The organism is Arthrobacter liuii, assembly GCF_014639275.1.
Taxonomy (GTDB): Bacteria; Actinomycetota; Actinomycetes; order Actinomycetales; family Micrococcaceae; genus Arthrobacter; species Arthrobacter liuii.
In genome coordinates this window covers 406,451-426,982 of sequence record NZ_BMFW01000001.1, presented here as the reverse complement: position 1 = coordinate 426,982, position 20,532 = coordinate 406,451, and the positions used below count along the sequence as shown (strand labels likewise).

Genomic DNA, 20,532 nt, shown 5'->3' with positions numbered 1-20,532 from the left:
AGGCCTCCAGAATCGACAGCCCGCCGCACACCAAATCAACAAACTCAGTGCGGGCATTCGACGGGAACAACTTGACCATCTAACGCTCCATCAATCAGAGCGTTGCAACGACCCTATGACTTTGCCACGGGGTCATTGCCGTTAAGTGCCACCTCGCGGCGAAGCTGGAGCGAGCAGGGTGGCCCACAGGTGCCAGAGCATTCCGGCGAGGGTGGCGAGGAACGCCGCAACCGCCAGCCACAGTTCGGCGCGGCCGATGGCTGCCACCAGGGGCAGTTGGTCCGCGCGGCCCAGGTAGATCCCGGCCACGGCGTACATGCCGAGGGGGAAGATGACGCTCCACAGGCCCGGCTCGTAGGACAACGGCACCCTGTGGACCACGTGACGCCACCAGCCGGCCGCGAGGAGCACAGGGAAAAGCCACGAGGCGAAGGACCAGAACACCACGGAGGCGCCGGCCACCAGCCCGCGCGTTGCATCCACCATGGGTGCGCCGGCCATCTCCACGATCCGGGCCCCCGCCAGGACGCTGATGGCCATGGCGCCCATTGCCACGAAGTATTGCGGGCGCAGGTCCTGCGGCCGGATGGGATAGGTCATGAGCCGGAGTGAGACGAAGATTCCCACTGCGGCATACAGGATAAGCCCCACCGACCAGGCGACGACGGCGACCAACGCCAGGGCCGCGCGCCAGTCCGGCGCGGCGAACGGCTCGATTGAGGCCGCGGCGACAGCCACGGACTGGCTGGCCACGCACCAGATGAACCACGAGCCGTTTGCATCCTTGACCACGGGCCGCTCGGACCGGCCCAGTACGGCAGTCCACGGCACCACGTAGCCGAGCACCACCCAGGCGAGCACCGCAACCACCAGGAGCCCCGCCGTCGTGCCCTGCCACCCCGCCATGCCAAGCCGCGTCCCGAGCACGTTTGTTCCGGCGATGAAGGTGAAGAAGCCGAACGCCCGGCCGGGATCCAGGAAGTCCCCGCGCATGTCCGCGGCGAACCTGGCCAGGCGGAGCAGGCTGAGCGCAAGGATCACCAGGTAGGAGAGCACGCACACCACCAGCAGTGCCACCGAAAGCGCGTGGAACCCCTCAAGCTCAAGTCCCACGGAGATGATGCCGCTGGCCATGGTGAGGGCGAAGTAGCCAGGAGTAAGCGTCCGTACCGCCTGGTTGGCGCGGGAGCCGAAGGAGTGCCGGGCGTCAATGGCGGTGTCCATGCCCCAAGCTTAGGCTGGTGGATCCGGCACGCCGGGTGTTTCCTACCGCTGCCCGGCGCGGGCCTCCGCCCTCGCCTTGATGCCGGCCAGCATTTCGGCCTGGCTGCGCTCTGTCATCTTGATGACCAGGGCGTCGACGGCTGCCTCGGCCATGTTCCGGGGGACGGTGTCGGACCGCATACTGAGCCGTGTTCCGCCGTCCTGGGGTGTCACCTCCACTTTGAACACCGGTCCAAGGGCCGCTTTGGACGTGAAGTGCCCGTTTGGGACGAATTCGGTGTATTCGTGGGTGGTCTTGAGCGGGATGCCGAGGACTTTCCATGCCGCCTGGAAGGTGGTGCCCACGCCCTCCGGGGTGGTCTTCAGGTCCGCGATCTGGACATCCGGGCCCAACCAGACCTGCGGATCCTTCACCAAATCGAACACTTCCTCCACCGGGGCCGCGATGTGGACGCTGTCCGACCACGTCAGCGTCTGGCTGAACTTTGCTTCGCTTGCTTCCGGAACCGCCTTCTTCCCGGTCTCCACCAGGCTCTTGACGTTCGACACCATGCCTTGGATGTCGTCCTCGGTCCACCTGACGAACAGTGCCTGGGCGGGAACCCGGACCAGGGGCGTTTCGATCTCGAGGACGGACTCGACGGTCAACTGCGTGCCGCTGCCGTTGAGCGGTTCCAGGGAGAACGTAATGACAGGCCCCACGGATGCCTTGGAGACGATGTGTTTGTTGGGCACCACTTCCCGGTACTCGTGGGTCACATGCATGGGGATGCCCCACATCTTGCTGGACCAGCGCGCGGACGTGCCCACACCTTTGGGCTTGACGTCCAGCTGGGTGACGTCACTGTCGCCCGGGAATGCCTTCATCCAGTTCGTGGGGTCACTCAGGAAGGAGAACACCGTCTCCACAGGGGCCTTGATCGTGGTGCTCTGAAGGATGTTCCTGGTCATGTCTTATCTCCTTTCCGGCAGCTGCCGGGCTCCTGCATGTGCCTCTCCAGTGCAGTCCCCTGGGCAGCGCAGAAACAGAGGAAAAGGTCCCGGACGGCAGCTAGGAAGTTGCTTCCGCCCGTCCCAGTGATCGCGGAGCAGCCCGGCCACCCGCTCCGCATGGTCCCCATGCCCGTCCGGGCTGCCCGTGCGGCCCAGGACAAAAAGCACCGGCTGAGCGAAGGCAGCCAGGCACGAACACCGCGGAGCGGACAACGGCTACTTGGGAGCCCGGGGCGCCTTGGGTACGCGGGCTCTGGGTTCCTTTGGTTCCTTGGGCGGCAGGGACGCCACATAGTCCAGCGCTTTCTCGGCCCACGCGCGCGCCCGGGTCTCGTCGCCGTCGCCCTCTTCATTCCAGACGTCCGGCAGTCCGGTGTAGCCGCCCATGGGCCGCTCCGCCGGCCCGAACGCCACGGTCCGCTCGGAGGACTCCAGCAGCTCCTTGTCCTCACTGGACAGCTTCACTCCGATAGTGGAACCGAAAAGCCCGGCGAACATGTTGCCGTTTACGAAGGCTCCCAGGTTGCCGAACATCGGTTTCACCACCACCCCTGGATGCGCGGGAACCACGCGCATGAAGCGCTCTTTCTCTTCCTCAGTGGCTTTGGGCATGTCCATGGCTTCGTCTCCCGGTGGCAGGGTATATAGGCAGGATCTGGAATGCAGGATATGCCTGTTCGCAGGTGGGGTCGAGGGTCCTTTTCCGCCAGCGCACGGCGGGCAATAAGTCCATCCCTGACCAGGTCAAACTTCCCGGAGGAGTGCCGTACATAGCTCACGGCAACTAATATATTGCTGCCTTGCCACGTGGCATTGATCCGGGGCATCCGACTCGCCTTCCTGGCCGGCTGCAGCGGCGGCACCAGCCAGTCCGTTTCCACCGCCGTGAAGGACAGTTCCTCTGCGGTTGCCACGCCCGGATCGCCCTCCGGCAGGACATGGACGGCAAGCTGACCCGGGCCGCCACTTCCACCAGCCTTGACGATGAGCTGAAGGAAATCCAGACCAGCCGGAGCACCATCCTGAAGCTCTCGCCGGCCACGCAGGAGGACCGTGATACGCAGCAGCAGGCACTGGACGTGCTGGACCACACTGGCAGCGAACGACGGCGGCACCCCCTCCCTGCCCGACGGTGACAAAGCGCTCGCTGACGCGCAGGACGCCCCGAAGCAGCTCAAAGGCAAGGTGGGATCCCAATGAAGCGGCTCCTCGGCGTCGAGCTCGGGATAGTCACTGCCATCGGCGGGTTCGTGGACATCGGGGACCTGGTGACCAACGCCGTCGTCGGCTCCCGCTTCGGCCTGTCGCTGGTGTGGGTTGTGGCCGTGGGGGTGGTGGGGATCATCCTGTTCGGGCACAGGCGGGCCGTTCGGCCCTGTTCCCGGGTCCGGGCCGGCCGTAGATTCGCTCCAGGAGGTCCGATCATGATGTACGGCTGGGGTGGCGACTGGGGCATCGGAGCATGGGTGGCCATGGCGGTGATGATGCTGATCTTCTGGGGCGGCGTGGTCACGGTGGTGGTGCTGGTCCTCAGGCGTCCCCATGCCGGGACGGGCCCTTCTGCCCCGAGGCCGGCGCACCTGGACGCCGAGCGCATCCTCAGTGAGCGCTTCGCGCGGGGGGAGATCGACGAGCAGGAGTTCACTGCACGACGGTCGGCGCTCCGCCGTCAGGAATGAACGCTGTTGGCCGGCGTGGGCAAATCCTCCTCGCGGCCGCATCCGTGATTCTTCTGACCGCCCTGTCCCTCCTCGCCATCGGCCTTTCCGGGGCCGTGAACCAAGGCCCTGGCCGTCTTCCACCCTGGAGCCGGTGCGTGGCCCCGGCTCTCGCCGGGACGGTGGTCAACGTGGCGCTGACCAACATGGCGGGCCCCATGATGGGCAGGCGGAACGGCATGGTGGCCGGCGCCATGCGGATGGCAACGGACCGGGGTTCAGCGGCCAGCGGCACGGTTTCCTTCCTGGCTACGAATGCCGGAACCATCAGCCATGAACTGGTGGTCCTTCCGCTGCAGGGCAACCAGGCTCCCGGCAGCCGCCAGGTCCGCGGGGACGGGACCATCGATGAGGCAGGGAGCGTCGGGGAAGCTTCAAGCACCTGCGCCGAAGGCACCGGCCAAGGCATCCTGCCCGGCGCCTCGGGCTGGGTCACCCGCACGCTGCCGCCCGGACGATACGAACTTCTCTGCAACCTTCCCGGCCACTACGCTGCCGGCATGTACACCCAATTCACGGTTAGTTAGCCGGCGGCCCTCCCCGCCTGGGCGCCCGTCGGCTTCCGCGTTAGGGGGAGACAGCGCTCTGCTGTAGTGTTGTGAACGTTGTTGTGTTTATGCAGTTGGTAGTTCAGGCAGTACGCGCGGTCGCAAAGTCCGTGTCTTTCTGAAGTAGCGGTTTTTGAACACCCCACGCCGGAGGGCCCGAAAGTCGGGATTTTCCCTCCACCTTCACGAAGGACAAAAATAATGGCTACTGGTACCGTCAAATGGTTTAACGCTGAAAAGGGCTTCGGCTTCATCTCCCCGGACGACTCCTCGCAGGACGTTTTCGCGCACTACTCTGCGATCAACTCCAACGGCTTCCGCTCCCTCGAAGAGAACCAGAAGGTTTCCTTCGACACCGAGCAGGGCCCCAAGGGTCCCCAGGCCACCAACATCCAGGCTCTCTAATTTCTTAGGGTTCCGGGACCGTTAGGTTTCCAAGCAGGGCTTGCCGTTCTTCGGCAGGCCCTGCTTTTTCTTAACCCGGGTGTGCCAGTTCCTGATCGCGGCGGCCATGGCCTCAATGGCTGGCACGCCAGCAGCGTGAACAGGGTAAATCCGCAACAACGGCAGGCCTCGACAAAATTCAGTTGAAGGAGCAATCTTGTATTGCGTCCTCCCGCGGCGTGATAGCCGCGCCCGCGGCGGCGTCTGGAGAATAAAATCCAACCTGCGCGTCACCAGTTGGGGTGGTGCATGTCCGGCACGACGACGGGCCGGCACCGGCTGCCTCTGCTCCCCGGCATCGGCGGCCGGCACCTTCACTCCGAAAGATTGTGGCCAGTTCGGCCCATCAAGCAATGAGTTGACCGGCCACAGCTGTACATCGGCCTTTGGCAGATTGCCGTTCAAGAGAGCATTGCTATGAAGCACATTTGGGGAATCAACCCGAGATCCAAGAAACTGGCGTTAATCGTTGCATTCGCTGTTGCGCTGCTGGCCCCCATGGCCGCAGCCGTCCCCGCCTCGGCGGGCGCGTGGGGTCACCGGACGTGGCTGGTGCAGGTGGGCTCCGAGTCCCGCGACCAGGAAATCCAGGGCATGTCGTTCCTCCCCTCGGAAATCTTTATCAATGAGCAGGACACCATCACGTGGGAGGCGAACTCGGCAGAAATCCATACGGTGACATTCCTGGCATCAGGCCAGGCGCTGGAACCGTTCAATCCGTTCAGCAACGATGAGTTGCTGAAGCGTGGAGGGGACAGCTACGACGGGCATTCGTACTACAACTCGGGCATCCTGGCCAACGTGGACGTGCCTGGTTTCCCGGACGCGCGGGACTACAGCCTTAAGTTCCCGAGCGAGGGTGACTTCACCTATTACTGCCTGGTTCACGGCGAGATGATGAAGGGGACAGTCCACGTCCGCGGCCAGGGCACGGAGTACCCGTACAGCCAGGCCGACTACAACCGGTCATCGCGGGCCGAGGCGCGGTCCATCCTTCGGGACGGACGCGAACTCGACGCCGAACTGGCTGAACAGGCCACCAACCACAGGGTAATCGCCGGGGGTGACGACGGCGTCGCGATGGTCATGCGCTTCGTCCGGCCCACCGTAACAGTGCACGTGGGCGAGACGGTCGTCTTCGCCAATACCGGCATGGGCGCACCCCATACGGTCACTTTTGGCGCTGAACCGGCGAACGTTTTCGCCCCGTCCGGCACGCCGACGAATTTCACCGGCGGCGACCTCAACTCGGGGATCATTCCTCCGGGCGGGGAGTTCGCGGTGACCTTCAAGACGGAAGGAACGTTTGACTACATCTGCGCACTCCATGACTACATGGGCATGGTGGGCAAGGTGAAAGTGGTCGACTAACACCGACCACACACGGTCCGGTTGGGGCACTTGCCCCGGCCGGACCATGCGATTTAAACCGGTTCAGTGCAGCCCCATCGCCTCGCGCACTTCGTCGAGGATGTGGTGCATGGCCCGTTCAGCCAGGGCAGTGTCCCCGCCGGCCACGGCCGCAGCAACATCCTCGTGTGCCTGCAGCGCCTCGTCCCTCGGCTTGAACGGCATGAGCCCTTGCCGGGTACGGCTGGTCAGCACCTCAGCCACCATCCCCTCCAGTGCACGGAACATCTCGTTGCCGCAGCTTCGCAGCAGCAACTGATGGAACGCGATGTCGGCGGCCAGGAAGGCCTGCAGGTCACCGGCCCCACCTACCCTGCGGAGGTCAGCGGCCAGGGACACGAGCTGTGCCCGCTCCGCGGCACTGGCCCGGCGTGCCGCGCCGGCAGCAGCAATGGGTTCGACGGCGATGCGCAGCTCGGTCAGGCTGCTGTACTGCAGGTCCCGCCGGTCCGAGGCCAGCCGCCACCGCACCAGCTTCGGGTCGAACACGTTCCATAACGAACGTTCCTGCACCACGATGCCCACCCGGCGCCGCGGATAGACCAGGTTCATCGACTCCAAAACCTTCATGGTGTCCCGGGCAACGGTCCGGGAGATCCCGTACTCCTGCTGCAGCCCCTCAAGGGTCAGCCTGCTCCCCGGAGCGAGCTGGCCGGAGGCGATGGCAACGCCCACCGCCTCCAACACCCGTCCATGCATGGCAGGGGAGTACCCGCCGTCGTGCCCTTCATCGCCATCCTGGACTGTCGCCGTCGACATTCTTTCCCCGTTCGCTTCCGCGCCGCTGCGCAGTACAAGGATACCCACGCAGCAAGCAAAGGTATGACTTATGACTCAAATAGATAGCATCTTTGGATCAAAAAGGTGATACCTTATCGTCTGGCCCGGACAACATCGGTCCCCCAGCGAGCTTCTTCGAAAGCCAACGACGTCTTCTCCGGAGGTATGACATGCAGTATCCAGCCACTCACCTTGTGGTCATGGGCGTCGCCGGTTCCGGCAAGTCCACGCTGGCGGCGGCCCTCTCACAGCAGCTGGGCTGGGCCTGCGCCGAGGCCGACGAATTCCACCCTGCGGCCAACATCGCCAAAATGAGCCAGGGCGTTCCCCTCCAGGATGAGGACCGCTGGCCGTGGCTGGAGGAGATCCGCGATTGGATGACCGCCCAGGCGGCTGGAGGCGAGAGCACCGTCCTTACCTGCTCCGCGCTCAAACGGGGTTACCGCGAACTGCTGTCCAGCGCCGATGGCCGGGTGGTCTTCCTCCACCTTGACGGCGGGGCGGAGCTGATCAGCCAGCGGATGCAGGGCCGGGAAGGGCATTTCATGCCGCCTACCCTGCTGCCCAGCCAGCTGGCCACCCTTGAGCCGCTCACCCCAAAGGAGCTCGACGCCGGCAGCCTCCGCCTGGACATCTCGCCTGCACCCGAAGAGCTGGTCGCCGCCGTCGTGCAGGCCCTCAACCTCCCCGCCGGCCAGGCGCCCCGAGCGTCCTGACCCCACAATCCCCAACCCTGTTTCAAAGGAGAACCATGACCATCGAAGGATGGACCCAGACGCTGGGCGCAGGCCCGCTGCTGCTCATCGCCGCGACAGCGATTCTTGTGCTGCTGTTCCTCATCATCCGGCTGCGGCTGCACGCATTGCTTGCGCTGATCCTCGTCAGCCTGGCCACCGCCTTCGCCACCGGCATTCCCGCCAACAAGGTGGTGCCGGTGCTAATCGACGGCTTTGGAACCACGTTGGGCACGGTGGCTTTGCTGGTGGGCCTGGGTGCCATGCTTGGCCGGATCGTGGAGACCAGCGGCGGCGCCAAGGTCCTGGCCGATTACATGATCGGCATCTTCGGTGAGAAGCGCGCCCCCTTCGCGCTGGGCCTGGCCTCCTTGATCTTCGGCTTCCCCATCTTCTTCGACGCCGGCCTGGTGGTCATGCTGCCGGTGGTCTTTGCGGTGGCCCACCGCCTGGGCGGGGGAGTGCTGCGCTACGGCCTCCCTGCCGCCGGCGCGTTCTCCGTCATGCACATCTACCTCCCGCCGCACCCCGGCCCGGTTTCGGCGTCGGCATTCTTCGAAGCGAACATCGGCCTGGTCATGATCGCAGGCCTCATCACCGCCATCCCCACGTGGTACCTCACCGCCTACCTCTACGGCCTGTGGACCGGCAAGAAGCTGGTCCTTCCCGTCCCCGAAATCCTGGGCCACGCCACCGCCGAGGCGGAATCCCACCCGCCGCGATTCCGCACCATTGTTGGCCTGCTGCTCCTGCCGCTCGCGCTGATCTTCATCAACACCGGGCTGAACACCCTGGCGTCCTCCGGCGTCCTGCCAGCTTCAGTCAAAAACGAGCAGTGGTTCCAGGTCCTGCGCACCCTGGGTGAAACACCTGTGGCGCTGCTCATCACCGTTTTCGTGGCGATGTATGTCCTGGGCACCCGCCGCGGCATCCACAACGGTGTCCTGGAAAACCTGCTTGAATCCTCGCTGGGGCCCGTCTGCTCCGTCATCCTGATCACCGGCGCCGGCGGCATGTTCGGCGGTGTACTCCGCACGTCAGGCATCGGCAAAGCGTTGGCGGACGTCCTGGGCAACCTGGGCATCCCGCTGATCCTCGCCGGCTTCCTGATCTCCGCCATCCTCCGCGTCGCCCAGGGTTCAGCGACCGTGGCCCTGACCACCACCGCGGGCCTGATCGCTCCCGGCGTGGCGGTGGCGGGACTGAACGGGATGCAGGTCGCGGCGGTGGTCATCGCCTGCGCCGCCGGATCCGTGGTGGCATCCCACGTGAACGACGCAGGATTCTGGATGGTGGGCCGCTTCTTCGGCATGGATGTCAAGACCACCCTGAAGACCTGGACCGTGATGGAAACCCTGATCGGCGTGATGGGCTTCGCGGTCGCCGCGGGCATCTTCCTGGTGGCCGGTGTGGCGGGCTGACCTCTGCCAACCAAGCAGCGGCGGGGCGGATGGTGGGAACACCGGCCGCCCCGCCGTCGTTATGCCCGATGGTGTGCCGTCCGGGTGCGCCACCCGCCGACCAAAGGACACCCCTTGACTCCTCGCACCATTGTGATCACCGGCGCCAGCGACGGCATCGGAGCGGCCGCCGCGCGGACGCTGGCCAAGGCAGGGGAGCAGGTGGTCGTCGTCGGCCGTTCCGCTGGAAAGACCCGTGCCCTTGCCGGAGACATCGCCGCGGAGCATTATCTGGCTGACTTCGCCGACCTGGCGCAGGTCCGGGATCTTGCGGAGAAACTGAAAGCGAACTACCCGCGCATCGACGTCTTAGCCAACAATGCCGGTGGGATCATGGGCAAGCGGACGCTCACCGTGGACGGCAACGAATCGACGTTCCAGGTCAACCACCTGGCACCGTTCCTGCTCACCACCTTGCTGATGGACACGCTCACCGCCAGCAAGGCCAAGGTGATCAACACCTCCAGCGCCGCCAACAACTTCGGCAAGGTGGACCTCTTCGACCTCACCGCCGGGCACGGGTACAGCACCAACCGCGCCTACGGTACGGGCAAGCTCGCGAACATCCTTTTCACCTCGGAGCTGCACCGCCGCTTCCACGACCGGGGAATCACGACGGCGGCATTCCACCCGGGCGTGGTCCGCACCAACTTCGCCGCGGAGTCCTCCAGCCCCTTCCGGCATGCGTACACCACCTTGCTGAACCGCTTCATGCTCAGCCCGGACCAGGGTGCCGACACCATGCTCTGGCTCATCAACGGCACAGCCGGCACGGACTGGATCTCCGGCGCCTACTACGCCAAGCGTGCCCTGGCCAAGGCCAACCCGCAGGCGTACGACGCCGAGCTGGCGCGGGGGCTGTGGGAGAAGAGCGAGGAGCTGGTCAAGGCCTTCGCCTGAGTCCCGGAGCTGTCCTACTTTTCGCAAGCGATGCCGTCATGGTCGGAGTCCAGGCCGTAGATGTCGCGGCCGGTGACCTGGATGGGACCGCGGACATATGCCGGCCCGTTGCCGCTACCGCCGGCGCAGTCAACGTCGGAGGCAATGGGCACGCACCCTGAGTAGTTCGGATCGCAGCCCGGATTCGTCCCCGGCACAGGCTGGGCCACGGGGGCCTGAGGCGTGGCGGCCTTCGCGGCCGCGTCTGCTGCGGCCTTGTCCGCCGCTGCCTTCGCCGCGGCGGCTTGCCGGGCAGCCTCCTCCGCCGAGGCTTTGTCTGCGGCGGCTTTGTCTGCTGCTGCCTTCGCTGCGGCGGCTGCGGCCAATTTGTCGGTGACGCGCTTGGACTGGGCGGCTTCAAGCCACACCAGCCGCCCCGACTCATGCTTGGTGCACACATAGGTGCTTTCGGCAAACACCTGCTGCCCGTTCACGGTGCTGCATGGCGTATCGGCAATGGGTGTTGCCGTGGGGGTGGCGGTGGCAGATTTGCTGGCGGGCGCAGTAGCGGCGCTCAGCGAGGCTTGGGGTGCGCCGCAGCCGGCCAGGAGAAGCACGACGGCGGCAGCGGCCCCTGCCACCAGCGACGGGTTGGGCGCCTTCCGCCGGGCGGCTTGTGCGGGCGTAACGGCGTTTGTCTCGCGATGTTTACGAGGCGCGGAAAAGGTGCTGATCCTAGGCATGGGTCCCCCAAATGCGTGCGCTGGATGCAAATTGCACGGCCAGCGTAGCTTCGCCCCCACGGGGAGAACGGATTCAGGGCCAATCTTGATTTATTCCTTGGGAAAACCGGCAGGAGCGCTGCCCGGCCTGTGCCGGACAGCGCTCCCGCCGTTCTTGCAGTGCAGTGGGGGTTAGGTCACTGCCCTGCGGGGTGCCCGTTGTGGGTGATGGAGTTGACTGCGCCGGTTTGCTCGTTGAGCAGGACCTTGTCGTTGCGTTCGTGGTGGAAGTTGAACATGGCGTTCATGGACCCGGCTGTCGCGTCGGCCGAGGCGTCGCCGATCTGGCCGGTGTGCCAGTTGTCTTCGATGAAGCGCAGGATGGAGGCCTGGTCGGTTTCGTTGTGGTCCACGAAGTTCTTCTTCGAGTACGGCGAGATGACCACCAGCGGCTGGCGCGGGCCGGGGCCGCAGCGGTCGGCATACCCGCCGGCCACCGGAACACCGGCCGCGGCCGCGTTCTGGCACCAGGCGGCGTCGTCGGGGCTGTTGGAGGCATTCTTCACCTGGGCGGCGACGTGGTCGTACCAGCCATCGGAATCGTCGTAGGCGAGGACGACGGCGGTGTCCTCCCAGTTCTTCGACTGCTGGATCTCGTTCACGGTCTTGGTGACGAAGTTCTGCTCATCGACCGGGTCCGAGTAGGCGGCGTGGCCGTCCTGGTAGTTGGAGGCCTTCAGGAAGGACACGGCGGGCATGTTGTCGCTGTTGACCACCTTGTTGAAGTCAGTCAGGTCGTACTGGTGGTTGGCCTGGCCGTTGTGGCCGATTTCCGCGTCGCTCGCCGGGGCCAGGTGGTGCGGGTTGGCGGTGGAGGCGTAGTACTGGAAGGGCTGGTGGTGCGGGTTGTAGTCGGTGCTGGAGACTCCGGCCACGTTGTTGTGGGTGCTCTTGCAGGCGGCCGGCGCCGTGGCGGTAGCCGCGGTGGTGGGGGTGAAGCCGCCCTGGAACCAGCCCCAGGACACGCCCTGGTCGTTGAGCAGGTCGCCGATGTTCTTGCCGGTCATGCCGGCGAGGTTGTTGGTCTTGCCGTGGCTGTTGTTGGAGCAGTCGTCGTAGACCGGGTCCGGGTCATTGATCATGGTGCCCACGCCGTTGGCGTCAGGGACGCGGACCGTGTAGTCGCTGGCGGTGGGCTTCACCGGCTGGCCGGCGGCGGTGTATTCCTTGACGCCGTGGGTCTGCCCGGAAACCAGGTTCAGCGCGCCCGGGGTCGAGGGGCCGAAGACGGTGCTGAAGTGGTTGTCGCTCATGGCGTAGTTCTGGGCGTAGTTCCAGATCCCGGTGACGGAGTTGCCGTCGTAGTAGTCCATCGTCAGCCCCGGACGCCCGTACTGGTTCGGTGCACAGGCATCCTTGCTGGTGAACTGCACGAACTTGTCCATCAGGCCGCCGTTGTACGCCTTCTGTTCGGCGGTGTACTCGTGGTCCTGGTCGCAGGTGACGGCCTGCATCGGGGACAGGCGCGCCGGCTGGACCGAGTTGGGGTTGTTCGGTGCCATCAGGCCTGCGTTCGCGAGGGTGTTGATGTCCTTGGGCGTGTCCTCGGATGCCTTGAAGGCGGCAGCTGCAGTGCCGGTGCCCTGCTGGGTTTCACCCGGGGTGTTGGCCGCGTTGGGGTAGGTGGCGAAGTAGTGGTCAAAGGAGACGTTCTCCTGGAAGAGCACCACCACATGCTTGATCGGTGTGGCGGTGTTGTCCTGGGCGCCGACGGCGGTGGCCGGGGCTGCGCCGAAGCCGACCAGGCCGGCTGCCAGGGCTGAGGCAGCCAGGGCAGCCGCGCCGGTCGCGGCGGCCACTCGTTTGCGGGTAACAGGTGCCTGAATAGGCATGGGGTGTCCAATCGTTCAGTTTGGGTGGGGGTTGCCGCCGGGGCGGCGGGTCTTAGGGGTGTTACTTGGCGGGGGCGACGTCGGCTTCGTAGGTGAGGATTTCGGTGCCGTTGCCTTCTTCGCCGTTGTCCGGGGCGACCTTCATGGTGAGGTGGTTGCCGTCGGCGGTCATTTTGAACGGGTTGCGGGTGGCTACGTGCCCGGCGGTGGACCATTTCTGGAAAGGGACCTCGCGGGTTACCTCGTGGGACTTGAGGTCGATCATTGCCATGCCGCCCAGTTCATAGGTTGCTGCGGTGCCGCCGGCGGCCGGGGTCTGCGGGAGGTTGGTAACACCGCCGCAGAGCATCTTGGCGTTGGGGACGTACTGGCAGTCCTGGTAGTCGATGAAGTAGTTCGGGTTCTCCCAGGTGGCCAGCTCCTTGCCCTGGAGGTCCCATTCAGCGAACCGGCGGGAGCCCCACGTGTTTCCCACCAGGTGGCCGGTCTGCTTGTCCAGGACGATGCCACCGAAGTGGTCCTTGACCTCGAACTGCTTGTGGACGTCAAGGGTGTCCGCATCAATCTTGTAGATGATGGCGCTGCTGTCCGGCCGGTACTGGGCCACCGGAACCCAGACGTTGGTGCCGTCGAAGTCGATGCCGCCCGGGTGGTACATGTCCCCCTCGCCGAGGGTGATGTCCTTTTGCAGGTTGCCGGCCTTGTCCATGACGAACAGGTGGCCGATGCCCTTGCCGGGCGTGCGGTCGTACCCGTCCTGCGGTGTGGGGTACTTGACCGTCGGTTCGATGATCTGGACCGCAGAGAGGAAGATGTGGTCCTGGCTGAAAGCGATTCCCTCGGTGTGGTAGGTGGGGAAGTTCAGCTTCAGCTTGGACGTCTGCTGCCAGGCCGTGTTGCGGTTGACGGCATCGAAGGCGTCGGCCAGGACAGTGTCCGTTTCGTGGTGGGCGCCGGACACGGGGCTGGTGTCCTTTACCTGGACGCTGGCCTGGGCGGCCGCTGTCCCTGCCGCCGCGCAGGCGGCAACTATCAGGGACGCGGCCACGGTGAGGGCGCGTCGGGTGGGCTTGGAGCTCATGCGGGGGCCTCTTAAGGTTGGGGTCTCAACAGGAGTTCTCAAGTTACTAATGGGTAATTAACCGGGAATGGCCTTACGGTGAACTTCCGCCGTCGCGTGACTGACCGGTTGGCAGCGTGGCCTGCCCGGCTGGCCTCAGGCCGTGCGTTCCAGCAGCACCATCACCTCGTAGTGCGTGGTCTGCGGGAACATGTCCAGGACCCGTGCCCGCCGCGCGGTGAACGAGGGGAGGGCGGCCAGGTCGCGGGCCAGGGACTGCGCGTTGCAGCTGGAATACACCACGTGCTGCACGTCCGACGATTCCAGCCAGCCGCACAGGTCCTTGCCGATGCCGCGCCGGGGCGGGTTCACGATCACCAGCTCCGGGGACTGCTCCGCCGCGAGGGCGAATGCGGTGGCGTCGCCGGCCCGGAAGTCCATGCCCTGCAGTCCTGCTTCGGCACTGCTGAGCCTGGCGGAAACGATGGCCTCGCTGCTGGCCTCAATGCCCGTGACCGTGCGGGACGGGGCGGCGCTGTGCAGGGCAAATCCGCCCACGCCGCAATACAGGTCCCACACCGACGCCGGCGCCAGTTCGCTGACCCACTCCCGCCCCTGGCGGTACAAGGCCGCGGCCATCCCGGTGTTGGTCTGGAAGAAGCTCTGCGGCCGCAGACGCAGGTTGATGTCGTTGACCCGCATGTTCAGCGTGGACTGCTCCGTGAGCAGGATCTCGCGCTCGCCTTCAAGGACGGCCTTGTGTTCCGGGAGCAGGTTGACCGAGACCACCTTCACCTGCGGCAGGGCGGCCAGGAGGTCCGGAAGGTGCTTCCGGATGCGCGGGACCACCTGCTCCGAGCGGAGAACCAGACGGAGCATGACGTCGCCGTCCGGGGATTCGGTGATGATGATGTGCTTGAGTTCGCCGGTACGGCGCGGAACATCGTAGGGGGTCAGCCGGACGCGGCGGATGAAGTTGGCCAGCACCGGGAAGCACGCCCGCAGGCCGGGCGAGCAGACGCCGCACATGCGCAGGTCCACCCCGTGGCCGTCGGCGTCCAGGATCCCGATGGTGGGGTTCTGCGCCGTGCCGCCGATCACCATCTTGGCCTTGTTGCGGAACCCTGACTCCCGGCTCGCCACCGGCGGCAACCATTCCAGTTCCGTGTGCGCGGAGAGGAGGGCCTGGCAGTGCAGCTGCTTGCCGTCCAGCTGTTCGCCGTAGGGCCTGCCCATGTGGGTGCAGGAGCGGCAGGTGCCGGCATCAAAGTAGGAACAGTGCATGACCGGTCCATTTTACGCGCCCGCAGGCAAGGTGCGACGCCGGCACCCGGGTGGGCGCCGCCGTCGCGCGTTCCCCCACGGCCCAGCACGCGGGAACACCGGCGTGCCTACAGGTGTTAAAACCTATGGAGAAACGGAACGATGAACAACAGAACTTACACAGCACTTGTGGTACCGGCCAGCAATTCCGAGCCCATCCGCATCGAGCAGGTGGCGGCGGACCTGCAGGCCCTGGAAGACCTGGTGGGTGGACCACTGGAGTCGGTGATCCGCGGCGACTGGCATGTGTACCTGAATGCGGAAAGCGTCACCATGCTCCTGCCGGTCAACTTCCGCGCCGGGCAGCTGATGCACGAATGCGGCCTGGACCTCGACGGGATCCGCGGAACCGCCGTCTTCCTCGGCCGAGGTGAACACGGGGCCGAGGCGGACATCCCGGAGCACCTGGCCCGGCTCGCGGAGGAGCTTTTCGGAGCGCCGTTGGCCGCGTAACCCTATTCCCCGCGGACTCCATAGGTGCTGAGCACGTTGCCCTTGCTGGTGGTGGTCTCGTCCTGCAGCACCAGGCGGGTGAGCGGGTCGCCGTCCCCGAACAGCCTGCGGCCGCTGCCGGCGATCACCGGGTGGGTCATCAACTGCAGGGAGTCCAGCAGCCCGGCGAACAGCAGCTGCCGCACCACGGAGATGCTTCCGCACACGGCGATCTCGCCGCCGTCGCGCTCCTTCAGCGAGGCCACGAACTCCTCAAGCGGCGCGTCCATCAGCTGCGAGTTCTGCCACTCCAGTGGCCCCGAAAGCGTGCGAGACGCAACGAACTTCTCCACGGGATTGATGAATTTGGCAAAGTCCTGATCCGTTGATGCGCCCGGCCAGTAACCGGCCCATTCCTGGTAGCTGACCCGGCCCAGGACCACTGTGTCCACGGTGTTCATCATCCTGGCCAGGCCCCGGCCCAGTTCGTCGTCGAAGCTGTCGAACTGGAACTTGAAAGGTTCGGACACCACCCCGTCCACGGAGTGGAACAGGCCGGCAGTGACTTTGCGCATGGAGCCTCCAAATATCGAACGGACAGGCATTACGCTATTAGGCCGAACCTCTTCCGGGAAGGGTTTGGACCGCGTTTTTCGGACGCGGAATTCGTACGACGGCGGGTGGCCGCGTTAGCTTCATCACTCGCCGTGTCGTCTTGCGCGGTTTCGTGCCGGCCGGGCCCCATACTGGTCTTTGAACGGCTTTTGCCGTCCCCGGCCAGGCAGGAGGAAGTGCATGGAAACCCTGAAAAAAATTGTGACCAACCAGTATTTTCCTGCCGGCGCCGTGCTGACGGCCGTGCTGCTGTTCTGGATTGTGGCCATGCTGGGCGGACTGTCCCTGCTCAACAATAACCAGCCCCCGCTTACCACCCTGACCTGGATGCTGTTCGTCTACGCGGCAGCCGTGCTCACCCCTTTGGCAGGGCTGTTCGCCGCCGTCGACCTGGTCCGCCGCTGGCGCCGCAACCGCGCCGCCGCAGTTGCTTCCGCGCCTGCCGAACCGGCCAATCCTCCTGCCGTTGCCGTGGAAGCCCCCGAGCCGGCGCAGCCTCCAACTTCCCAGCCGGCCCAGGCAAAGCCGCAGCGCCCCGGGCGCCAGGAAGCAGCCTAGGCCCGGAACTTGCCGGTTACCTGCCCTTCAACGCGTTGAGGGCCTCTTCGGCGTGGTGCAAAGCCTGGCCAAGCCTGTCTCCGGGCTCCGGCAACGAGAACAGGTAGCCCTGCAGCGAATCGCACTCCAACGCCGCCAGGTAGTCCGCCTGCGCCACGGTCTCGATGCCTTCCGCTGTCACGGTCAGGCCCAGGCTGTGGGCCATATTGATCATGGAGCTCAGGATGGGCAGCCGCTCGTTGCCGGTCCGCACCATGGACACAAACGTCCTGTCGATCTTGACCGTGTCCACGGGCAGGTCCTGCAGCCTGCCCAGGGAGGAATAGCCAGTGCCGAAGTCATCCAGCGCCACCCGGGAGCCGGCGTCCCGCAGCATGCTGAGCTGCTGGATCAGGCTGCAATCGGCGTCGAAAAATACACTCTCGGTGACTTCCAGGACCAGCTGGTAGGGCGCCACGCCGCTGGCTTCCGCCAGCCGCAGGACGGTCTGGGCGAAGTCGGGTTCCTGCAGCTGGACACCGGAGACGTTCACGGCCAGGGACCGCGAGGGATCCTCGCTGAGCCACCGCGCCAGCTGGACCATGCCGGTAGCCATCACTTCGGCCCCGATCTCGCTGATCAGCCCGGTGCGCTCGGCGAGTGGGATGAAGATCGACGGCGGCACCCGCTCGCCGCCGCGGTCCCACCGGGCCAGGGCTTCCAGTTGGACCACCTGCCCCATCCGGTGCGAGACGATCGGCTGGAAGTCCACAGTGATTTCGCCACGGGGAACGGCAAGCCGCAGCCCGCTCTCCATGTGTGTGCGCTGCACCAGCGCCTGCATCATGTCCGGGTGGAAGCGCAGGAACCGGTTCTTGCCTGCAGCCTTGGCCGCATACATCGCAATGTCCGCGTGCCGCAGCAGTTCGGAGGGGCCCACGCTGTCCTGGCCAAGGGAGGCGAGCCCCAGGCTCAGGCTCGGACGGAGGACGGTGCCGCCAATGGTGACGGGGACGTGCAGGCAGCGCACAATGCACGCGGCGATCGCATCGGCATCGGGGCAGGCGGTCAGGAGTACCACGAACTCGTCCCCGCCCAGCCGGGCCACCACGTCGGCGGCGGCGACGCAGCCACGGAGCCGGCGCGCCACTTCGATGAGCATGTCATCGCCGGCCTGGTGGCCAAGGATGTCGTTGACTTCCTTGAAGTCGTCCAGGTCCAGGAGCAGCACATCCACGGTCATCAGCCGTGGTTCCTGCAGGGCCTCGGCCAGCGCATCGTTGAAAACGGCCCTGTTCGCGAGGCCGGTCAGCGGGTCCTGGAATGCCATGGTCCGCAGCTTTTCCGCCTGGACGGCGAGGTCCATCATGGCCTGGTGCGCCTGTTCCTGTGCTTTCCGCCGCGGCGTCACATCCCGGAAGCTCCACACCCTGCCTACGATTTGCTCGCCCACCCGCTGCGGGCGGGAATAGCGCTCAAAGGTACGCCCGTCGCTAAGCTCCACCACGTCGTGGCTTTCCGCGGCCGGGTCCTCCTGGAGTTCGCCCAGCCGGGCGGTGAAGCCCACAGGATCGGCCACCTGTCCCACAACGAGCCGCACTGCAGGCTCATCGCTGTCCGCCTCCATTACCTCCGGCGGAAGGCTCCACATGGTGAGGAACTGGTCGTTGAACCCGGCCACCCTGCCGTCATTGCCGATGACCAGGATGCCGTCGGCAGTGGATTCAAGGGTGGCCGTGAGCAGCGACAGGGCCTCCCGGAGGTTGGCGTCCGCCGCTTTCCGGTGCGCTGTCCCGCGGGCCGAGAGCAGAAGCTGTGGGCCGGAAGGGGCTGCATCGCCGGGGCGGATACCGGGAGCTTCAGCCGAGCCCAGGAACGCGGCGGCCACTTCTGCGGGGAACTCTGTTCCGTCCGCCCGCAGTGCCATGATGTCCCGCGGCGTGGGATGTTCCTCCGGCCGGGTGAGGAGCTGGTGCAAAAGGTTGGCCACTTCGTCGCGGGATTCCTCCGCGACCAGCAGCCGGTGGTCCAGGCCGCTGAACGCGTGCTGCTGCAACCCGAACAGCCTTGACGCTGCGGCGTTGGCCGCCAGGACGGTGCCGTCTGCATTCAATGCCAGCAGTGCGTCCGGGCTTGCGTCCAAAACGGCGCCAAAAGTTTGTGATGCCACATTGTCGCCATGGCCCAAAATACCGGTCATCACACCACCCCTTCGCCATCATAAAGGCCGGAGGCGGAAATTGTGCAGCTACGGGGCACGCGGGTGCCGGAGTCTGCAATTCAGTTCCGCAGCCAAGCGCTGCAGGACGTAAAAAGCGCCGTCCTCCTTTTGGAGTCCGGCGCTTCCTATTTATTTGAATAATGCGAAAGCGGCTACACCCGGCGGCCACTGCGGTTGGCGACGGCACCGTAGATCAGCAGCACGATGATCGCGCCGAGGATGGACAGCAACCAGGTCCTGAGATCGAAGAAATCCGCCAGTCCGCCGCCGAAAATCAGCGATCCGATCCAGCCGCCCAGGATGGCCCCGACTACCCCGAGTACCATGGTGACCACCCAGCCGCCGCCCTGGCGACCCGGCAGGATGGCCTTTGCAATGGCTCCAGCAATCAGGCCCAAAATGAGAAATCCAATAATGCCCATGTTGCCACTCCTTGTCAGTAAGTTGTGCCGGGCCCCCCATTTCCGGTTCCCTCATTCAATCAGCAGGCTTACTACTCTGCAAGACTTTGCATATCACAGGATGACTGTCAGTTTCCTGGCGGGAATGGGACACTTTCATCCACCGCGACGTCAAAAGCCTTCGCCTTCCACCTTCCTGGACTGCTGCGCGCATAGCACCGCCGATAGGATGACAAAAGTCCCACAGCCGACCAAGGAGCGCAGGCATGCCCAGCCAAACCCCCAGGCCCCGTGCCGTCTTCCTCGACATCGACGGCACGTATGCCGACCATGGGCTCGCTCCGGAGGCACATGTGGACGCGGTCCGCACCGCCCGCAGGCTTGGCCACCTGGTCTTTGTCTGCACAGGCCGGCCCCTGTCCATGGTCCCCGGCCACATCCTGGAGGCAGGATTTGACGGCACCATCACCGGCGCCGGTGCCAGGGTGGAGGTCAACGGCGAGCTCCTCAGGGACGCGCGCTTTGAGCCGCGTCTGGCGGCGCGCATTGTGGAAACACTCGATGCCCACAACGCCGCCTACATCCTGGAAGCTCCAGAGGCCCTGCACGGCCGCACCGGCGTGGACCGGCGGCTGCGGGAGGTCCTTGGGCCCATCTTCGCCGGACGCCCGCAGCATGACGGAATCCTCAGCACGGACGTGGACCCGCTTGAGGACATTTTGGGACCGATGCAGTACAGCGACGACCTCCGCGCAACGTCCTATGCCAAGATCTCGTGCTTCGATTCACCGGTGCCGCTGACCCGCCTGCTGGAAACCTTCGGCCCGGAAGTGGGGCTGATCCCGAGTTCCCTGTCAGCCCTTGGCGAGCGTGCGGGGGAGATCTTCATGGCCGGCACGCACAAGGCCGTGGGCATCCAGGTGGTGGAGGCCCGGCTCGGCCTGGACCGGGCGGACATCGTGGCAATCGGCGACAGCGCCAACGACATAGAGATGCTCGAGTACGCCGGCATTGGCATTGCGGTGGAAGGGGGCCACCCAGCCGTTCTTGCCGTAGCGGACCGGATCACCGCGGCGCCGGCCGGCGCCGGTGTTGCGCTGGCCTTCGCGGACTTGGGGCTCCTGGGCTAGGCCGGCGGC

23 protein-coding genes are annotated in these 20,532 nt (G+C 65.5%); 11 read left to right on the top strand and 12 right to left on the bottom strand.

Features of this window, described 5'->3' with window-relative positions; all coding sequences use genetic code 11:
• Window positions 1-141: 141 nt before the first annotated feature.
• The 3 genes from IEW19_RS01950 to IEW19_RS01940 all read right to left on the bottom strand — a co-directional run bounded on the left by IEW19_RS01950 (window position 142) and on the right by IEW19_RS01940 (window position 2,835).
• Window positions 142-1,224 (bottom strand): tellurite resistance/C4-dicarboxylate transporter family protein, encoded by a 1,083-nt coding sequence (locus tag IEW19_RS01950; RefSeq protein WP_188569988.1) that lies wholly within the window; start codon window positions 1,222-1,224, stop codon window positions 142-144.
• A 42-nt stretch (window positions 1,225-1,266) separates the two neighbouring features.
• Window positions 1,267-2,175, bottom strand: a complete 909-nt coding sequence (locus IEW19_RS01945) for an SRPBCC family protein (RefSeq protein WP_188569987.1) — start codon at window positions 2,173-2,175, stop codon at window positions 1,267-1,269.
• A gap of 258 nt (window positions 2,176-2,433) precedes the next feature.
• Window positions 2,434-2,835, bottom strand: coding sequence for a TfoX/Sxy family protein (locus IEW19_RS01940; RefSeq protein ID WP_188569986.1), 402 nt, complete (start codon window positions 2,833-2,835; stop codon window positions 2,434-2,436).
• 182 nt (window positions 2,836-3,017) lie between these two features.
• Here IEW19_RS01940 and IEW19_RS01935 point away from each other — a divergent pair, with 182 nt between their 5' ends.
• From IEW19_RS01935 to IEW19_RS01920, 4 genes are all read left to right on the top strand, one after another.
• A complete protein-coding gene (locus IEW19_RS01935; RefSeq protein ID WP_188569985.1) occupies window positions 3,018-3,353 on the top strand; it encodes a hypothetical protein in 336 nt (111 codons plus the stop codon).
• Between the two features lie 288 nt (window positions 3,354-3,641).
• On the top strand, window positions 3,642-3,896 hold the full coding sequence (locus IEW19_RS24160) for an SHOCT domain-containing protein (RefSeq protein WP_188570022.1): 255 nt from the start codon (window positions 3,642-3,644) through the stop codon (window positions 3,894-3,896).
• Window positions 3,897-4,033: 137 nt separating this feature from the next.
• On the top strand, window positions 4,034-4,462 hold the full coding sequence (locus tag IEW19_RS01925; protein WP_229748253.1) for a sulfocyanin-like copper-binding protein: 429 nt from the start codon (window positions 4,034-4,036) through the stop codon (window positions 4,460-4,462).
• 222 nt (window positions 4,463-4,684) lie between these two features.
• Entirely contained in the window at window positions 4,685-4,888 is a 204-nt protein-coding gene (locus IEW19_RS01920; RefSeq protein WP_009372930.1) for a cold-shock protein, read from the top strand.
• A gap of 21 nt (window positions 4,889-4,909) precedes the next feature.
• Here IEW19_RS01920 and IEW19_RS01915 read toward each other — a convergent pair whose 3' ends face one another.
• Complete coding sequence (locus IEW19_RS01915; protein WP_188569983.1) at window positions 4,910-5,332, bottom strand: hypothetical protein; 423 nt, start codon at window positions 5,330-5,332, stop codon at window positions 4,910-4,912.
• 12 nt (window positions 5,333-5,344) lie between these two features.
• On the opposite strand from IEW19_RS01915, the gene IEW19_RS01910 reads away from it, so the two are divergent.
• Window positions 5,345-6,298 carry a plastocyanin/azurin family copper-binding protein gene (locus IEW19_RS01910; protein ID WP_188569982.1) on the top strand — a complete coding sequence of 318 codons (954 nt, stop codon included), beginning with the start codon at window positions 5,345-5,347 and terminating at the stop codon, window positions 6,296-6,298.
• Between the two features lie 63 nt (window positions 6,299-6,361).
• Here IEW19_RS01910 and IEW19_RS01905 read toward each other — a convergent pair whose 3' ends face one another.
• Complete coding sequence (locus IEW19_RS01905; protein ID WP_188570021.1) at window positions 6,362-7,096, bottom strand: FadR/GntR family transcriptional regulator; 735 nt, start codon at window positions 7,094-7,096, stop codon at window positions 6,362-6,364.
• Between the two features lie 191 nt (window positions 7,097-7,287).
• On the opposite strand from IEW19_RS01905, the gene IEW19_RS01900 reads away from it, so the two are divergent.
• The 3 genes from IEW19_RS01900 to IEW19_RS01890 all read left to right on the top strand — a co-directional run bounded on the left by IEW19_RS01900 (window position 7,288) and on the right by IEW19_RS01890 (window position 10,211).
• Window positions 7,288-7,833 (top strand): gluconokinase, encoded by a 546-nt coding sequence (locus IEW19_RS01900; RefSeq protein WP_188569981.1) that lies wholly within the window; start codon window positions 7,288-7,290, stop codon window positions 7,831-7,833.
• A gap of 35 nt (window positions 7,834-7,868) precedes the next feature.
• Entirely contained in the window at window positions 7,869-9,272 is a 1,404-nt protein-coding gene (locus tag IEW19_RS01895; protein WP_188569980.1) for a GntP family permease, read from the top strand.
• Window positions 9,273-9,386: 114 nt separating this feature from the next.
• Complete coding sequence (locus IEW19_RS01890) at window positions 9,387-10,211, top strand: SDR family NAD(P)-dependent oxidoreductase (RefSeq protein WP_188569979.1); 825 nt, start codon at window positions 9,387-9,389, stop codon at window positions 10,209-10,211.
• A 14-nt stretch (window positions 10,212-10,225) separates the two neighbouring features.
• Here the strand turns inward: IEW19_RS01890 and IEW19_RS01885 are convergent, their stop codons facing one another.
• The 4 genes from IEW19_RS01885 to rlmC all read right to left on the bottom strand — a co-directional run bounded on the left by IEW19_RS01885 (window position 10,226) and on the right by rlmC (window position 15,148).
• Window positions 10,226-10,933, bottom strand: a complete 708-nt coding sequence (locus tag IEW19_RS01885) for a hypothetical protein (RefSeq protein ID WP_229748252.1) — start codon at window positions 10,931-10,933, stop codon at window positions 10,226-10,228.
• Between the two features lie 176 nt (window positions 10,934-11,109).
• Window positions 11,110-12,804 carry a phospholipase C gene (locus IEW19_RS01880; RefSeq protein WP_188569978.1) on the bottom strand — a complete coding sequence of 565 codons (1,695 nt, stop codon included), beginning with the start codon at window positions 12,802-12,804 and terminating at the stop codon, window positions 11,110-11,112.
• 61 nt (window positions 12,805-12,865) lie between these two features.
• Window positions 12,866-13,885, bottom strand: a complete 1,020-nt coding sequence (locus IEW19_RS01875) for a DUF6454 family protein (RefSeq protein ID WP_188569977.1) — start codon at window positions 13,883-13,885, stop codon at window positions 12,866-12,868.
• 135 nt (window positions 13,886-14,020) lie between these two features.
• A complete protein-coding gene (gene rlmC / locus IEW19_RS01870; RefSeq protein ID WP_188569976.1) occupies window positions 14,021-15,148 on the bottom strand; it encodes a 23S rRNA (uracil(747)-C(5))-methyltransferase RlmC in 1,128 nt (375 codons plus the stop codon).
• Between the two features lie 141 nt (window positions 15,149-15,289).
• On the opposite strand from rlmC, the gene IEW19_RS01865 reads away from it, so the two are divergent.
• A complete protein-coding gene (locus tag IEW19_RS01865; protein ID WP_188569975.1) occupies window positions 15,290-15,640 on the top strand; it encodes a DUF3846 domain-containing protein in 351 nt (116 codons plus the stop codon).
• A 2-nt stretch (window positions 15,641-15,642) separates the two neighbouring features.
• Here IEW19_RS01865 and IEW19_RS01860 read toward each other — a convergent pair whose 3' ends face one another.
• Window positions 15,643-16,194 carry a dihydrofolate reductase family protein gene (locus tag IEW19_RS01860; RefSeq protein WP_188569974.1) on the bottom strand — a complete coding sequence of 184 codons (552 nt, stop codon included), beginning with the start codon at window positions 16,192-16,194 and terminating at the stop codon, window positions 15,643-15,645.
• A gap of 220 nt (window positions 16,195-16,414) precedes the next feature.
• Here IEW19_RS01860 and IEW19_RS01855 point away from each other — a divergent pair, with 220 nt between their 5' ends.
• A complete protein-coding gene (locus tag IEW19_RS01855) occupies window positions 16,415-16,792 on the top strand; it encodes a hypothetical protein (protein WP_188569973.1) in 378 nt (125 codons plus the stop codon).
• 16 nt (window positions 16,793-16,808) lie between these two features.
• On the opposite strand, the gene IEW19_RS01850 is transcribed toward IEW19_RS01855, so the two are convergent.
• Window positions 16,809-18,971, bottom strand: a complete 2,163-nt coding sequence (locus tag IEW19_RS01850) for a putative bifunctional diguanylate cyclase/phosphodiesterase (protein ID WP_188569972.1) — start codon at window positions 18,969-18,971, stop codon at window positions 16,809-16,811.
• Between the two features lie 173 nt (window positions 18,972-19,144).
• Window positions 19,145-19,414 (bottom strand): GlsB/YeaQ/YmgE family stress response membrane protein, encoded by a 270-nt coding sequence (locus IEW19_RS01845; protein WP_188569971.1) that lies wholly within the window; start codon window positions 19,412-19,414, stop codon window positions 19,145-19,147.
• 245 nt (window positions 19,415-19,659) lie between these two features.
• Here IEW19_RS01845 and IEW19_RS01840 point away from each other — a divergent pair, with 245 nt between their 5' ends.
• Entirely contained in the window at window positions 19,660-20,523 is an 864-nt protein-coding gene (locus IEW19_RS01840; RefSeq protein ID WP_188569970.1) for an HAD hydrolase family protein, read from the top strand.
• The last annotated feature ends 9 nt before the right edge of the window (window positions 20,524-20,532 follow it).

Coding starts and splice junctions, on each gene's coding strand:
- IEW19_RS01950 (WP_188569988.1), bottom strand. CDS start 1,224: ATGGACACCGCCATTGACGCCCGGCACTCCTTCGGCTCCCGCGCCAAC.
- IEW19_RS01945 (WP_188569987.1), bottom strand. CDS start 2,175: ATGACCAGGAACATCCTTCAGAGCACCACGATCAAGGCCCCTGTGGAG.
- IEW19_RS01940 (WP_188569986.1), bottom strand. CDS start 2,835: ATGGACATGCCCAAAGCCACTGAGGAAGAGAAAGAGCGCTTCATGCGC.
- IEW19_RS24160 (WP_188570022.1), top strand. CDS start 3,642: ATGATGTACGGCTGGGGTGGCGACTGGGGCATCGGAGCATGGGTGGCC.
- IEW19_RS01920 (WP_009372930.1), top strand. CDS start 4,685: ATGGCTACTGGTACCGTCAAATGGTTTAACGCTGAAAAGGGCTTCGGC.
- IEW19_RS01910 (WP_188569982.1), top strand. CDS start 5,345: ATGAAGCACATTTGGGGAATCAACCCGAGATCCAAGAAACTGGCGTTA.
- IEW19_RS01905 (WP_188570021.1), bottom strand. CDS start 7,096: ATGTCGACGGCGACAGTCCAGGATGGCGATGAAGGGCACGACGGCGGG.
- IEW19_RS01900 (WP_188569981.1), top strand. CDS start 7,288: ATGCAGTATCCAGCCACTCACCTTGTGGTCATGGGCGTCGCCGGTTCC.
- IEW19_RS01895 (WP_188569980.1), top strand. CDS start 7,869: ATGACCATCGAAGGATGGACCCAGACGCTGGGCGCAGGCCCGCTGCTG.
- IEW19_RS01885 (WP_229748252.1), bottom strand. CDS start 10,933: ATGCCTAGGATCAGCACCTTTTCCGCGCCTCGTAAACATCGCGAGACA.
- IEW19_RS01880 (WP_188569978.1), bottom strand. CDS start 12,804: ATGCCTATTCAGGCACCTGTTACCCGCAAACGAGTGGCCGCCGCGACC.
- IEW19_RS01875 (WP_188569977.1), bottom strand. CDS start 13,885: ATGAGCTCCAAGCCCACCCGACGCGCCCTCACCGTGGCCGCGTCCCTG.
- rlmC (WP_188569976.1), bottom strand. CDS start 15,148: ATGCACTGTTCCTACTTTGATGCCGGCACCTGCCGCTCCTGCACCCAC.
- IEW19_RS01865 (WP_188569975.1), top strand. CDS start 15,290: ATGAACAACAGAACTTACACAGCACTTGTGGTACCGGCCAGCAATTCC.
- IEW19_RS01860 (WP_188569974.1), bottom strand. CDS start 16,194: ATGCGCAAAGTCACTGCCGGCCTGTTCCACTCCGTGGACGGGGTGGTG.
- IEW19_RS01855 (WP_188569973.1), top strand. CDS start 16,415: ATGGAAACCCTGAAAAAAATTGTGACCAACCAGTATTTTCCTGCCGGC.
- IEW19_RS01850 (WP_188569972.1), bottom strand. CDS start 18,971: ATGACCGGTATTTTGGGCCATGGCGACAATGTGGCATCACAAACTTTT.
- IEW19_RS01845 (WP_188569971.1), bottom strand. CDS start 19,414: ATGGGCATTATTGGATTTCTCATTTTGGGCCTGATTGCTGGAGCCATT.
- IEW19_RS01840 (WP_188569970.1), top strand. CDS start 19,660: ATGCCCAGCCAAACCCCCAGGCCCCGTGCCGTCTTCCTCGACATCGAC.